The sequence below is a fragment of the Stenotrophomonas sp. 2694 genome (genome assembly GCF_040548715.1).
GTDB lineage: Bacteria > Pseudomonadota > Gammaproteobacteria > Xanthomonadales > Xanthomonadaceae > Stenotrophomonas > Stenotrophomonas indicatrix.
The window spans coordinates 174,967-188,408 of record NZ_JBEPSG010000006.1; the positions used below are offsets into that span (position 1 = coordinate 174,967).

11 protein-coding genes are annotated in these 13,442 nt (G+C 66.5%); 7 read left to right on the plus strand and 4 right to left on the minus strand.

Translation table 11 applies throughout. The features are described 5' to 3' along the window. Positions 1-68: 68 nt before the first annotated feature. The gene (locus ABIA73_RS10105) at positions 69-1,328 is read right to left on the minus strand and encodes a threonine/serine exporter family protein (RefSeq protein WP_025878492.1); all 1,260 of its coding nucleotides are present in this window, start codon (positions 1,326-1,328) and stop codon (positions 69-71) included. 92 nt (positions 1,329-1,420) lie between these two features. Between ABIA73_RS10105 and ABIA73_RS10110 the strand changes: the two genes are divergently transcribed. From ABIA73_RS10110 to ABIA73_RS10125, 4 genes are read left to right on the plus strand one after another with little or no spacing between them, the layout of a single operon-like run. Next, on the plus strand, positions 1,421-2,542 hold the full coding sequence (locus tag ABIA73_RS10110; RefSeq protein WP_177177018.1) for an MlaE family ABC transporter permease: 1,122 nt from the start codon (positions 1,421-1,423) through the stop codon (positions 2,540-2,542). Position 2,543: 1 nt separating this feature from the next. Continuing rightward, positions 2,544-3,371, plus strand: coding sequence for an ABC transporter ATP-binding protein (locus ABIA73_RS10115; RefSeq protein ID WP_080150051.1), 828 nt, complete (start codon positions 2,544-2,546; stop codon positions 3,369-3,371). Between the two features lie 3 nt (positions 3,372-3,374). Then, a complete protein-coding gene (locus tag ABIA73_RS10120) occupies positions 3,375-4,301 on the plus strand; it encodes an MlaD family protein (RefSeq protein WP_025878489.1) in 927 nt (308 codons plus the stop codon). Further along, positions 4,298-4,939, plus strand: coding sequence for an ABC-type transport auxiliary lipoprotein family protein (locus tag ABIA73_RS10125; protein ID WP_033830299.1), 642 nt, complete (start codon positions 4,298-4,300; stop codon positions 4,937-4,939). Before ABIA73_RS10120 ends, ABIA73_RS10125 begins: the two co-directional genes overlap by 4 nt. An 85-nt stretch (positions 4,940-5,024) precedes the next feature. Here the strand turns inward: ABIA73_RS10125 and ABIA73_RS10130 are convergent, their stop codons facing one another. Continuing rightward, positions 5,025-5,612 (minus strand): alpha-ketoglutarate-dependent dioxygenase AlkB family protein, encoded by a 588-nt coding sequence (locus ABIA73_RS10130; protein ID WP_025878487.1) that lies wholly within the window; start codon positions 5,610-5,612, stop codon positions 5,025-5,027. A 118-nt stretch (positions 5,613-5,730) separates the two neighbouring features. On the opposite strand from ABIA73_RS10130, the gene ABIA73_RS10135 reads away from it, so the two are divergent. Further along, positions 5,731-7,788 carry a glycoside hydrolase family 99-like domain-containing protein gene (locus ABIA73_RS10135; RefSeq protein WP_354275730.1) on the plus strand — a complete coding sequence of 686 codons (2,058 nt, stop codon included), beginning with the start codon at positions 5,731-5,733 and terminating at the stop codon, positions 7,786-7,788. Positions 7,789-7,826: 38 nt separating this feature from the next. Here ABIA73_RS10135 and ABIA73_RS10140 read toward each other — a convergent pair whose 3' ends face one another. Together ABIA73_RS10140 and ABIA73_RS10145 are read right to left on the minus strand one after the other, a co-directional pair. Then, positions 7,827-8,459 (minus strand): CoA transferase subunit B, encoded by a 633-nt coding sequence (locus ABIA73_RS10140; protein WP_025878485.1) that lies wholly within the window; start codon positions 8,457-8,459, stop codon positions 7,827-7,829. 1 nt (position 8,460) lies between these two features. After that, entirely contained in the window at positions 8,461-9,192 is a 732-nt protein-coding gene (locus ABIA73_RS10145; protein WP_025878484.1) for a CoA transferase subunit A, read from the minus strand. 173 nt (positions 9,193-9,365) lie between these two features. Between ABIA73_RS10145 and ABIA73_RS10150 the strand changes: the two genes are divergently transcribed. Both ABIA73_RS10150 and ABIA73_RS10155 read left to right on the plus strand, forming a co-directional pair. Continuing rightward, positions 9,366-11,987 carry a DEAD/DEAH box helicase gene (locus tag ABIA73_RS10150; RefSeq protein ID WP_354275731.1) on the plus strand — a complete coding sequence of 874 codons (2,622 nt, stop codon included), beginning with the start codon at positions 9,366-9,368 and terminating at the stop codon, positions 11,985-11,987. A 95-nt stretch (positions 11,988-12,082) separates the two neighbouring features. Further along, the gene (locus tag ABIA73_RS10155; protein WP_025878482.1) at positions 12,083-13,429 is read left to right on the plus strand and encodes a phosphohexomutase domain-containing protein; all 1,347 of its coding nucleotides are present in this window, start codon (positions 12,083-12,085) and stop codon (positions 13,427-13,429) included. The last annotated feature ends 13 nt before the right edge of the window (positions 13,430-13,442 follow it).

The window sequence follows — 13,442 nt, forward strand, 5'->3', positions numbered from 1 at the left end:
GGCCATGCCCGGCGAGCGCAGCGGTTGGTTTCCCGATCCGCCGGGCATGGCCCGGCGCTACCGCCTGGTCACAGCGTCTTGCGCGCCGGCATCAGCAGGTTGCCGAACAGCAGGCCGGCGACCAGCGCCATCACCACGTTCAACACGGTCAGGAACACGCTCTGGCCGGCGCCCACGTCCTGTTGCTGGACCAGGGTCAGCACGCCGCGCAGGCTGGTGCTGCCGGGCACCATCATGATGATGCCCGGCAGGCGGATGATCGCACCGGGGCGGCCGACCACGCGCCCGAACAGGTTGCCGCCGGCGGTCAGCAGCATCGCCGACAGAAAGATGCCGGCGGGCGTACCCCAGGCATGACCACCAAATTTGGAGATCGCGTAGCCGGCCACCGAGGCGGCGATCACCCACGGATAGTCGCGGCGGTTGGCCTTGAACAACATCGCGAAGGCGAACGCCGCCGTCAGCAGCGAGCCCCACTCCACCCACGGCCCCTGTGGCCGCGAGGCACGGATCATCGGGTCCAGCCCCAGCACATCGGCCAGGGTCACCGCGATCATCGCGCCGACACTGAGCTTCATGATCGTGGTCAACGCGCCGGCAAAGCGCGCGGTGCCGGACACCCAGTGCTGGCTGGCCAGTTCATTGACCGCATTGGTCAGTGACATGCCCGGCAGCAGCACCACCAGCGAGGCGATGATCACCGTGTTGAGATTCAGGGCACCCACGAACGTGGCAACCACGGTGGCGACCAGGCCGGCCAGCAGCGCCGCCAGCGCTTCGGCCGCTTCCCGGCTGGCCGGGCGCTTGTCGGTGACCATGCCGAGCAGGCCGATCAACAGGCCGATGACGCCGGCGGTGGCGATGTCCAGCCACGGCAGCTTCCACATGCCCGCCACGCCGGCCGCACCGAGGGTAAAGGACAGGATGGTGCGCAGCTTGCCGCGCCGGCCCGGATCCTTGTCCAGCTGGCGCAGCGCGGTGTGGCCCTGGGCAATGCTCATGCGGCCGTTGGCCACTTCTTCGGCGATCCCGTCAGCCACGCTGAGCTTGTGCAGGTCGTTCTCGCCGGGCGCCAAGCGGATCACCCGGGTGATGTCGCTGGAGCCGATGGCCTGCGCCGGATCGCTGAAACTGAGGATGATGCCGGTGGGGTTCGACCACGGTTCACAATCCAGATCGAGCTGCCGGGCCAATGCAACCACCGCCGCTTCCAGGCGCTGGGCCGTTGTGCCGTAGCTGTGCAGGCGGCCGGCGATCTCGGAAACGAAGGCCACGCGCTGCGCGTAGGTGGCCTGGGGCGTGGGGATCGTGTGAGCGTCTGCGGACATGCGCCGTAGTATTACCTACGTCAGGCTCTGCTGGAGAAATTCATCCTGGTTCGACGCGACGTGCAATTCAGAACGGTTATGCTGCGACCCGAATGGCCCCCATGACCCCGACCCACGCCCCCCAGCTCGAACAGGACGCTCAGGATCCGGGATTGATCCGGCTGTCCGGCCACTGGACCCTGAAGACCGCGCTGGCCGCGGCCGAAGTGCTGCGTGGCGTTCCGGACAAGCTGACCGGCATCGACGCCACCGGCATCGAGCTGCTCGACTCGGCCGGCGTGCTGCAGGTGCTGCGCGTCGCCCATCGCGCTGACCTCAGCGAAGACGCGTTGCAGTTCCGCCCGGACCACCAGGCGCTGGTGTGCACCATTGAAGAAGTAGCCGACGACCGCCCGAAGCCGAAGCGTGACTTCGGCGTACTGGCCGCACTGGAGCGGCTGGGTGTCAGCGTCCATGCCACCGGCCACAACATCAAGGCACTGTGCAGCTTCCTCGGCGAGAACCTGGTCAAGGGTGCGCGCCTGGTCAAGGAACCTCGACGTTTCCGCCTGACCGCGACCGTGCACCAGATGGAACAGGTCGGGCTGGATGCGGTGCCGCTGGTGGCGCTGCTGTCCTATCTGGTCGGCGCGGTGATCGCCTTCCTCGGTTCGACCATCCTGCGCGACTTCGGTGCGGAGATCTATGTGGTCGAACTGGTGAACATCGCCTTCCTGCGCGAATTCGCCGTGCTGCTGACCGCGATCGTGCTGGCCGGCCGCACCGCCAGTGCCTTCACCGCGCAGATCGGTGCGATGAAGGCACGCGAGGAAATCGATGCGATGCGCACCCTGGGGCTCGATCCCATCGACCTGCTGGTACTGCCGCGCCTGGTCGCGCTGCTGTTGACCCTGCCGCTGCTGACCTTCATCGCGATGGTCGCCGGCCTGGCCGGCGGCATCACCGTCGGCGCGTTCGACCTGGACATCCCGCCGCAGATGTACATCGCGCGCATGCACGAAACGATGGAAGTGCGGCACATGCTGGTGGGCCTGTCCAAGGCGCCGGTGTTCGCGCTGGTGATCGGCCTGATCGGCTGCCTGGAAGGCCTGAAGGTGGAAGGCACCGCGCAGTCGGTCGGCGAACGCACCACCTCCAGCGTGGTGCAGACGATCTCGCTGGTGATCATCATCGACGCCTTCGCGGCGTTGTGGTTCATGCACATGGACTGGTGACATGACTACGCATCCGACCCCCGAAGACGTGCCCATGCAGGACGACGAAGGCCACGACCTGGCCATACGCGTGCGCGGGCTGGTCAACCGCTTTGGCAGCCAGACCGTGCATGAAGGGCTGGACCTGGACGTGCGACGTGGCGAAATCCTTGGCGTGGTGGGCGGCTCGGGTACCGGCAAATCGGTGCTGATGCGCTCGATCCTCGGGCTGCGCGTGCCGGATGAAGGGCAGATCGAGGTGCTCGGCCGCGATGCGCGCGCCGACGATCCCGAGAGCCGCCTGCATATCGAGCGCAACACCGGCGTGCTGTTCCAGGACGGCGCCCTGTTCTCGTCGCTGACCGTCGGCGAGAACGTGCAGGTGCCACTGAAGGAACACCACCGCGAACTGCCCGAGCGCTGGCATTACGAACTGGCACTGCTGAAGGTGAAACTGGCCGGCCTGCCCGCCGATGCCATCAACAAGCTGCCCTCGCAGCTGTCCGGCGGCATGCGCAAGCGCGCCGGCCTGGCACGTGCGCTGGCGCTGGATCCACCCCTGCTGTTCCTGGATGAGCCCACCGCCGGCCTGGACCCGATCGGCGCGGCGGCGTTCGACCGCCTGATCAAGACCCTGCAGGAAGCGCTGGGGCTGACCGTGTTCCTGATCACCCACGACCTGGACACGCTGTATGCGATCTGCGACCGGGTGGCGGTCATCGCCGACCGCAAGGTGGTGGCCAATGCGCCGCTGCCGGAAATCGAGAGACTGGATCATCCGTGGATCCAGGAATACTTCCACGGACCCCGCGCGCGCGCTGCGCGTGGCGAACAGATCGAGAGTGCCTGAGCCATGGAAACAAAAGCCAACTACGTGCTGATCGGCGCGTTCACCCTGATCACCGGCCTGGCCCTGCTGGCCTTCGGCCTGTGGGCCGCCAAGTACTCCTCCGACCGCACCTGGCAGGAATACCGGGTGGTGTTCCGCGAAGCGGTGACCGGCCTGTCGGTCGGCAGCCCGGTGCAGTACAACGGCATCGCGGTGGGCTCGATCACCGAACTGAACCTGGTACCGGATGACCCGCGCCAGGTGGTCGCACGCATCCGCCTGAACTCGACCACGCCGGTCAAGACCGATACCCGCGCCAAGCTGGCGATCACCAGCCTGACCGGCCCGTCGATCATCCAGCTCAGCGGCGGCACGCCGCAGTCGCCGGCGCTGACCACGGTCAACAAGGACCCGGCACCGATCATCCCGACCACGCCGTCGGCGCTGCAGAACATCACCGACGTGGCCAACCGCATCGTCGAGCGCATGGACCAGATCCTCAGCGACCGCAACGTCGCCTCGATCAACGCCACCCTGGCCAACCTGGAAACCATCAGTGGCGGCCTGGCCGACCGCGACCAGGGCACGCAGTCGCTGCTGCTCAGCGCGCGCGATGCCGCGCGCAGCCTGGACGCCACCCTGAAGACCACCAACGGCACCATCGAGCGCCTGGACAAGAACCTGGTGCAGCAGCTGCCGGGCATCATCGACAAGCTCGACGCCACCTTGGCCAAGCTTGATTCGGCGGCCGGCAATGCCGATTCGATCCTTGGCGAAAACCGCGCCGCCATCAACAGCTTCGCCAATGACGGCCTGGGCCAGCTCGGCCCGACCCTGGGTGAACTGCGTGGCCTGATCCGCGACCTGCGCCGGGTCAGCGACCGCCTCGAGAACAATCCCGCACGCTACCTGCTCGGCCGCGACGCCCCGAAGGAGTTCGAACCCAAATGAGCCCGACCACCCTTCCGCGCCTGTTGCTGGCAGCGTCGCTGGCCACCCTGCTGGGTGGCTGCTCGATCCTCGGCAGCGGCGACAAGAATCCCGTCACCCTGTATTCGCCGGCTGTGCAGGTCAAGGTCGACCCCAGCTGGCCGCAGGCCGACTGGCAGCTGGTGCTGGCCAAGCCCAGCGCCGCGCGCATGGTCGACAGCCCGCGCATCAACGTACGGCCGACGCCGTCGGAGCTGGAGATCTACAAGGGCGCCAGCTGGGCGCAGCCGGCCACCGACATGATCGAAGACACCCTGCTGCGTGGCTTCGAGGATTCCGGCCGCATCCACGGCGTGGCCCGCGTTGCCGCCGGCATCCGCGCCGACTACAAGCTGTCCACCGACATCCGTCGCTTCGAATCGGATTACCAGGGCCAGGCAACGCCGACGGTCGTCATCGAGATCAACGCCAAGCTGATCGACGTCACCAACCAGCGCGTGGTCGCCGACCGCACCTTCCGCCAGTTGCAGCCGGTGGGCAGCACCGATGTGTCGGCAGTGGCAGCGGCGTTCGAGCGTGGCCTGCAGCAGGTAGCGCAGGACGTGGTGGGCTGGACGCTGACCAGCGGGCAGAATGACAAGCAGGCGCTGAAGCGCTGAGGTTGCCCGTTTCGCACGCCGGGCATGGCCCGGCGCTACCGCCACCTGTTCCTGGTAGCGCCGGGCCATGCCCGGCGAAGCCCGGTCAACGCGGATGGATCCAGCGGAACGTCAGGTTGATGCGTTCGCCCTGCACCCGCGCCATCTTCGGCAGCGCGTGCTGGTAATGGCGCTGGGTAGCGCCGCCCATCAGCAGCAGGTCGCCATGACCGAGCAGGAATTCCGCCTTGCGCGTGGTGTCATCGCGGCGGCGCAGCAGGAACCGCCGCGCTGCGCCGAGGCTCAACGAAGCGATCAGCGGCGCCGGCCCCAGCTCGGGCTCGTCATCGCTGTGCCAGCCCATGTAGTCGGTGCCGCCGCGATAGCGGTTGAGCAGTACGCTGTTGAATCGACCGACGCCCTCGGCCTGTAGCCGGTCGCGCAGCGCGGACAGCCGTGGCGGCCACGGATGCGGCACGAACTCGGTACCTGAATAGCGATAACGTGCCTGCGGATCGCCGATCCAGCAGCTCAAGCGTGGTGAATCCACCCAGTTGCCGAACATGCGGATGCGGTGGGTTTCCCACGGGATTTCGGCTTGCAGGGCCTGCTGCAGGGCATCAGCCTGCCCGCCAGGCAACCAGCTTGGCAAATGGCGGACGTCAGCGTCGGGAATGTCGGTCGGGAACAGCATCCCCCCACGCTAGCACGGCCATGTTTGCCGCCATGGCCGCCAACGCCGAAAATGGGGGCATGATCGATGCTCTCCATGCGATGCCGGGTTTCCGTTCCCCCTTTCCGGAACGCGTCCGATGACCAACAGCCGCTTGCGTCAGGCTCTGTTCCCGCTGCTGCGTGCAGCTTTCCGGGCGTTGCCGCTGTCGCAGGGGCAGCGTGACCGTTTGCGCACCCGCCTTCTGGCCCGCCATGGCGACTGGGTGCCGCCACCGCCCAAAGGACAGCAGAACGCTGGTGGACCGAGCGCCGCTGCGCAGCTGCGTTGGCGTGCGGACGAGCCCGCGATCGGCCACGTTGCCTGGCGCGAGGGCACGCTGCCCTCGCCGCTGCCGGCAACGCTGGTGGCGTTCTACCTGCCGCAGTTCCACACGTTTGCGGAAAACGATGCCTGGTGGGGCAAGGGCTTTACCGAATGGCGCAACGTCACCCGCGCTCTGCCGCAGTTCGAAGGCCATGTGCAGCCACGCCTGCCTGCCGATCTGGGTTTCTACGACCTGCGCAATCCGCAGGTGATGCGTGACCAGGCGCGCCTCGCGACCGAATACGGTATCGGCGCGTTCTGCTTCTACTACTACTGGTTCAGCGGCCGCACGCTGATGGAAGACCCGCTGCGCCATTGGCTGGACGACGACAGCATCGACCTGCCGTTCTGCCTGTGCTGGGCCAACGAGAACTGGGCACGCCGCTGGGACGGGCGCGACGATGACATCCTGATCGGCCAGCAGCACAGCGCCGAAGACGATCTGGCCTTCATCGCCCACATCGCGCCCTATCTGCGTGACCGTCGCGCGTTGAAGGTCGATGGTCGGCCGATGCTGCTGGTCTACCGCCCCCATCTGCTGCCCGATGCACGTGCCACCGCCGAGCGCTGGCGCCGCTGGTGCCGCGAGAATGGCGTGGGCGAGGTCCATCTGGCCTACGTTCAAGGCTTTGAACGCCCCGACCCCCGTGACATCGGATTCGACGCTGCCGTCGAATTCCCTCCAAACATGAGCAACCCTTCTTCGCTGTCGGCACAGCAATGGCTGCTCAATCCCGATTTCAACGGCGACGTGCGCGATTGGCGTGAACTCGCGGCCGAGATTGGCGCCCGCCCGTTGCCGGACTATCCGCTGTATCCGGGCGTGAACCCGGGCTGGGACAACGAAGCCAGGCGCTCCGGCCGCGGCCGGGTCTACCTGCATGCATCGCCACGCGGCTACCGCGACTGGCTGCGCACCACGGTGCATCAACGGCTGTCGGCAGTACCGGCAAAGCAGCGCATGGTCTTCATCAACGCCTGGAACGAATGGGCCGAGGGCGCCGTGCTGGAGCCGGATGCACGGTTGGGTCATGCATGGCTGCAGGCTACCCGCGATGCGCTGTCACCGGCCGCCGAACCGATCCAGCAGCCGGCGGTCCATCTCCATGCCTGGTACCTGGAGACACTCCCCGAGGTCCTGTCCGCACTGCGCGATGCAGCACTGCCGTGGCGGATCGTGGTCACTACTCCGGCCCAGCAGGTGGACGCCGTGCAGCAGGCACTTGTTGCACATGGCCTGCAGGGCGAGGTCATGGCTGTGGACAACCATGGCCGGGACATCCTGCCGTTCCTTGAAGTGGCTGAACTGCTACAGGGCCAACACGATGTGATCCTGAAGCTGCATACGAAACGTTCCAGCCATCGCTCCAATGGCGATCAGTGGCGGCAGGAACTGCTGCAGCGCCTCGTGCAGGACGGCCGAGCCGCGCGCATCCACGCCGCGTTCCAGGCCGATCCCGGACTGGGCATGGTCGTCGCCGAAGGCCACCTTCTGCCGGTTGCCCAGTACGTTGGAGGCAATGGTCCGGCGCTGCAACGGCTGCAGGTGCGGCTCGGCCTGCACGCTGCGGCAGGCGACGGCCGGTTCGGTGCCGGCAGCATGGGCTGGTGGCGGCTGCAGGCCCTGCGCCCGCTGCTGGACGCGCACCTGTATCGAAGCAACTTCGATGCTGAGCACGGCCAGATAGATGGGACGCTGGCCCACGCCGTTGAACGCGTGTTCGGTACATGCTGTGAACACGCCGGACTACGGGTGGCGACAGCGGCCGCGTGCGTTGGTGAGCCCGACGCCAGCGGTAGCGAAGAATATGCCTACGCCCAACGCGGCTGATCGACAGGAGGCACCTGGCGCCTCCTGTCACTGCTCAATCAGGCGCGCTTGAACGCGACGCCGGTCTTTTCCTTCAACTCATCCTCGCCCACGCCCGCTGCAGTCTCCACCAGCACCAGCCCGTCATCGGTCACATCGAATACCGCCAGGTCGGTGATGATGCGGTCGACCACGCCCACACCGGTCAGCGGCAGCGTGCATTCGGCCAGGATCTTGTGTTCGCCGTTCCTGGCGGTGTGCTCCATCAGCACCACCACGCGCTGCACGCCGGCCACCAGGTCCATCGCACCGCCCATGCCCTTGACCATCTTGCCGGGCACCATCCAGTTGGCCAGGTCGCCCTTGTCGGTCACCTGCATCGCACCGAGGATGGCCAGGTTGACGTGGCCACCGCGGATCATCGCAAAGCTGTCATGGCTGCCGAAGTAGCTGGCGCCCGCACGTGCGGTGACGGTCTGCTTGCCGGCATTGATCAGGTCGGCGTCCACCTCGGCCTCGGTGGGGAACGGACCGATGCCCAGCAGACCGTTTTCCGACTGCAGCCACACGTCCACGCCTTCGGGAATGTGGTTGGCCACCAGCGTCGGCAGGCCGATGCCCAGGTTCACGTAGGCGCCATCGGTCAGCTCACGCGCAGCGCGCGCCGCCATCTCATCGCGGGTCCATGCCATGTCAATTGCCCTCCGCACGGATGGTGCGCTGTTCGATACGTTTTTCAGGGGTGGGGTTGTGCACGATGCGGTGCACATAGATGCCCGGCAGGTGCACCTGGTCCGGATCGATGCTGCCGACCGGCACCACCTCCTCCACTTCCACGATGCAGACCTTGCCGGCCATTGCACAGGCCGGGTTGAAGTTGCGCGCGGTCTTGCGGAACACCAGGTTGCCGGCCTCGTCGGCCTTCCAGGCCTTGACCAGGGCAACGTCGGCGCGCAGCGCGGTTTCCATCACATAGTGCTTGCCATCGAACTCGCGGGTTTCCTTGCCCTCGGCGACCACGGTGCCGTAACCGGTGGCGGTGAAGAACGCCGGGATACCCGCCCCGCCGGCACGCAGGCGCTCGGCCAGGGTGCCCTGCGGATTGAATTCCAGCTCCAGCTCGCCGGCCAGGAACTGCCGTTCGAATTCCTTGTTCTCGCCCACGTACGACGAAATCATCTTGCTGATCTGCCGGGTTTCCAGCAGCTGGCCCAGGCCGAAGCCATCGACGCCGGCGTTGTTGGAGATCACGGTCAGGCCCTTGGCGCCACTGTCGCGCAACGCGGCGATCAGTGCCTCGGGGATGCCGCACAGGCCGAAGCCCCCCACGGCCAGGGTCTGGCCATCGGCGACCACGCCCTGCAGGGCCTGCGCCGCAGAGGCGAAACGCTTGCTGCGCGTGCCGCTGGAAGTTGATTGCTGCATCTCTACTGCCCTACCCGGTGAGAATGCCGCCATTCTAGCGGCACACCCGTTACCGGCTGGGATGCGCCGCAGCATGAACCGGCATGCCGGGCTGCCAATCCGTAGAATGTTCCCTTTCCCGCTTGCGGTGCCCTTGGCAACGCGTGCTGTAGATGGAGAGGACAGGACGACGCATGGCCGAAGTATTCACCGGAGGGGAACTGTCCCGCTGGCTGGATGCCGGGACGCTGGAAAAGGGCAACCACCAGGTGTCGGCAGTGCGCGAGCTGCGCTACCGGTCACCGCTGCTGACCGCCCAGGTCGAGGGCTGGCAGGTGGCGATCGACCTGGATGCCAGCGCCCGCACCCCGCACAGCCCCCTGCAGAGTCGCTGCACCTGCCCGGCTGGCACGCACTGCGAGCATGTCGCCGCGGTGTTGCTGGCCGCACTGCAGAACTCACTGGAGGGTGAACCGGGTTCGCTGCGTGCGGCCGCCGATCCGATACTGCCTACCCTGCAGATCCAGGCGATGACACCGATCCTGCATCTGCACAGCATGGAATACCGACCTGCCTGGCTCACCGAACGTGACCCCTCGCAATGGCTCGACGTCGCCACCGTCGCGTTCGAGTACGACGAACACGTGCGTTTTCTCGACGACCCCTCGCTGTTCGTGCATGACGCCGAGGGCCAGCTCTACCTGCTGCCGCGTGACCTGGCCGGGGAGGCACGGCGCGAGGCTGAACTGAACAGCGTCCACCTGCACCGCGAGCGGCAACCGCGCATCGTGCTGGACGGCGGCGGCCCGTTGTTCGAGCTGCGCAGTTTCGACTGGACCCGCTTCCTGCTGGAGGATGTGCTGCGGCTGGAAGCACTGGGCTGGAAGATCGAGACTGACGACGCCTTCCGCCACCGCATCACCCGCGTGGAGGACATCGACCTGGATGTCCGGTCGGTGTCCGCTGACAGCAACGAGCTCGACCTGGCCCTGACCATCGACGTCGATGGCCGCAGCATTGCGCTGGTTCCGCTGCTGCAGGGTGTACTGCAGTCCGATCCGCGCTGGCTGCGCGGCCAGCTGGATGCCATTGGCGATGACGAGAACGTATTGCTGACGACGGCAGACAATGAACGTCTTGCCCTGCGGGCAGCGCGGCTGAAGCCGGTGATCGCGCTGCTTGCGGATCTGTTCGGCGACCGTGGGCAACCGCTGCGCCTGCAGGCGCATGATCGCGGCCGCCTGCAGGCCCTGCAGGACGCTGCGCAGTTACGGCTGCACAGCAGCAACGATACCCGTGCACGCGTGCAGCGCCTGCTGGACGCCCCGGCGATGAGCGCTGTCCCAGCGCCCCAGGGTTTGCGCGCGACGCTGCGCAGCTACCAGCTTGAAGGCCTGTCCTGGCTGCAGTACCTGCGCCAGCAGGGCCTGGGCGGCGTGCTGGCCGATGACATGGGCCTGGGCAAGACACTGCAGACCCTGGCCCATCTGCTGCTTGAAAAGCAGAGTGGCCGCCTGGACAAACCGGCGCTGGTGGTCGTGCCAACCTCATTGCTGCACAACTGGCAGAGCGAAGCGTCGCGCTTCACCCCGGATCTGCGTGTACTGACCCTGCACGGCCCCGCACGTGACACGCAGTTCGACGCCATTGCCGCCCATGATCTGATACTCACCACCTATCCCCTGCTCTGGCGCGACGAACCGGCGCTGCAGGCCCATTCCTATCACCTGCTGATCCTGGACGAGGCACAGCAGGTGAAGAATCCCAGATCGCGCGCGGCGGCCACACTGCGCACGCTGCAGGCGCGTCATCGCCTGTGCCTGACCGGCACCCCGCTGGAGAACCATCTGGGCGAGCTGTGGACGCAGTTCGACTTCCTGCTGCCCGGCCTGCTCGGCAGCGAAAAACAGTTCAACCAGCACTGGCGCCATCCCATCGAACGCGGCAGCGACCAGCGGCGTGCTCAGCTGCTGGCCCAGCGGCTGCGACCTTTCATCCTGCGCCGGCGCAAGGACCAGGTCGCTTCCGAGCTTCCACCGAAGACGGTCATCACCCGCACCGTGGCAATGGAAGGCGCCCAGCGCGATCTGTACGAAGCCGTGCGCGTGGCGATGGAAAAGCAGGTCCGCGATGCGATCAACGGCAGCGGGCTGGCGCGCAATCACATCGTGGTACTGGACGCGTTGCTGAAGCTGCGCCAGGTCTGCTGCGATCCGCGCCTGCTGCCAGGCGAGACACCCGCGCGCGCTGCCGGTTCGGCCAAGCTGGACCTGCTGCGCGAGATGTTGCCTGCCATGGTCGAGGAAGGGCGGCGCATCCTGCTGTTCTCGCAGTTCACCGGCATGCTGGCGTTGATCGGCCAGGCCCTGCGGGAACTCAGCCTGCCCTACGTGCAGCTCACCGGCGATACCCAGGACCGGGTCACGCCCGTGCAGCGCTTCATGCAGGGCGAGGTTCCCGTGTTCCTGATCAGCCTGAAGGCCGGTGGCGTGGGCCTGAACCTGACGGCCGCCGACACCGTCATCCACTTCGATCCCTGGTGGAACCCGGCCGCCGAGAACCAGGCCACCGACCGTGCCCATCGCATCGGCCAGGACCAGCCGGTGTTCGTCTACAAGCTGATCACCGCCGGCAGCGTCGAGGAACGGATCGCCGAGCTGCAGCAGCGCAAGGCCGACCTGGCCGACGCGATCCTGGAGGGCAGTGGCGGCACAGGCCCACGTTTCGACGCAGCCGATCTTGAGGCCCTGCTGTCTCCCCTGCCCGGCGCGCCGGCCAAACGCGCGGCAGGCAGACGCAGGGCCACCCGCACGTGACCACTCGGCGGTCAGGCAGCGTTGGGTCTATGGAAACGATTCCCATACAAGGCTGGGATTACACTAGCCAACTGATCTGACAAAGGATTCCAGCGATGCCCCTGCCCGCCTTCAAGGCTTATGACATCCGCGGCCGCGTGCCGGAAGAACTGAACGAAGACCTCGCCCGGCGGATCGGCGTGGCCTTGGCCGATCAGTTGTCACCCGGGCCAGTGGTGGTGGGGCACGACGTCCGCCTGACCAGTCCGGCGCTGCAGGATGCCCTGGCAGCCGGCCTGCGCGGCGCGGGCCGGGAAGTGATCGACATCGGCCTGTGCGGCACCGAGGAAGTCTATTTCCAGACCGACCATCGCGGTGCAGCGGGCGGTGTGATGGTTACCGCCAGCCACAACCCGATGGACTACAACGGCATGAAGCTGGTCAAGGAGAACGCCCGGCCGATCAGTTCCGATACCGGCCTGTTCGCGATCTCCGATGCCGTGGCAGCCGACAGCGCAACACCGCAGCCGCCGACCGCAGGCCAACGCAGCGAGCACGACAAGAGCGCCTACATCCAGCATCTGCTGTCCTATGTGGACAGCACCAAGCTCAAGCCCCTCAAGCTGGTGGTCAATGCAGGCAATGGGGGCGCCGGCGCCATCGTCGACCTGCTCGCACCGCACCTGCCGTTCGAGTTCATCCGCATCTGCCACGAACCCGATGGCAGCTTCCCCAACGGCATTCCCAATCCGCTGCTGCAGGAGAACCGCGCTGCCACGGCCGAGGCGGTCCGCGAGCACGGCGCAGACTTCGGCATTGCCTGGGATGGCGATTTCGACCGCTGCTTCTTCTTCGACCACAACGGGCGCTTCATCGAGGGCTATTACCTCGTCGGCCTGCTGGCCAAGGCGGCGCTGGACCGTAACCCGGGTGGCAAGATCGTGCATGACCCACGCTTGGTCTGGAATACCGTGGAGATGGTCGAACAGGCGGGTGGTGTGCCGGTGCTGTGCAAGAGCGGCCATGCCTTCATCAAGGAGAAGATGCGCGCAGAGGACGCGGTGTATGGCGGCGAAATGAGTGCCCATCATTACTTCCGCGAATTCGCCTATGCCGACTCGGGCATGATCCCCTGGCTGCTGATCGCCCAGCTCATTTCCGAAAGCGGCCGTTCGCTGGCCGACTGGGTTGAAGACCGCATGGCCGCCTATCCGTGCAGCGGCGAAATCAACTTCAAGGTCAGCGATGCGAAGGCGTCCGTGGCCCGCGTGATGGAACACTTCGCCGCGCAGTCGCCGGCGCTGGACCATACCGATGGCATCAGTGCCGACTTCGGCGACTGGCGCTTCAACCTGCGCAGTTCCAACACCGAGCCGCTGCTGCGCTTGAACGTGGAATCGCGTGGGGATGCGGCGCTGATGCAGGCACGCACCGATGAAATCGCCACGCTGTTGAAGGCCTGAGCGGAGATGTTCC

Excerpts from the sequence above, each read along its gene's own strand:
- ABIA73_RS10135 (WP_354275730.1), top strand. The coding sequence starts at position 5,731 with ATGACCAACAGCCGCTTGCGTCAGGCTCTGTTCCCGCTGCTGCGTGCA.
- ABIA73_RS10145 (WP_025878484.1), bottom strand. The coding sequence starts at position 9,192 with ATGCAGCAATCAACTTCCAGCGGCACGCGCAGCAAGCGTTTCGCCTCT.
- ABIA73_RS10140 (WP_025878485.1), bottom strand. The coding sequence starts at position 8,459 with ATGGCATGGACCCGCGATGAGATGGCGGCGCGCGCTGCGCGTGAGCTG.
- ABIA73_RS10105 (WP_025878492.1), bottom strand. The coding sequence starts at position 1,328 with ATGTCCGCAGACGCTCACACGATCCCCACGCCCCAGGCCACCTACGCG.
- ABIA73_RS10155 (WP_025878482.1), top strand. The coding sequence starts at position 12,083 with ATGCCCCTGCCCGCCTTCAAGGCTTATGACATCCGCGGCCGCGTGCCG.
- ABIA73_RS10130 (WP_025878487.1), bottom strand. The coding sequence starts at position 5,612 with ATGCTGTTCCCGACCGACATTCCCGACGCTGACGTCCGCCATTTGCCA.
- ABIA73_RS10125 (WP_033830299.1), top strand. The coding sequence starts at position 4,298 with ATGAGCCCGACCACCCTTCCGCGCCTGTTGCTGGCAGCGTCGCTGGCC.
- ABIA73_RS10150 (WP_354275731.1), top strand. The coding sequence starts at position 9,366 with ATGGCCGAAGTATTCACCGGAGGGGAACTGTCCCGCTGGCTGGATGCC.
- ABIA73_RS10110 (WP_177177018.1), top strand. The coding sequence starts at position 1,421 with ATGGCCCCCATGACCCCGACCCACGCCCCCCAGCTCGAACAGGACGCT.
- ABIA73_RS10115 (WP_080150051.1), top strand. The coding sequence starts at position 2,544 with ATGACTACGCATCCGACCCCCGAAGACGTGCCCATGCAGGACGACGAA.
- ABIA73_RS10120 (WP_025878489.1), top strand. The coding sequence starts at position 3,375 with ATGGAAACAAAAGCCAACTACGTGCTGATCGGCGCGTTCACCCTGATC.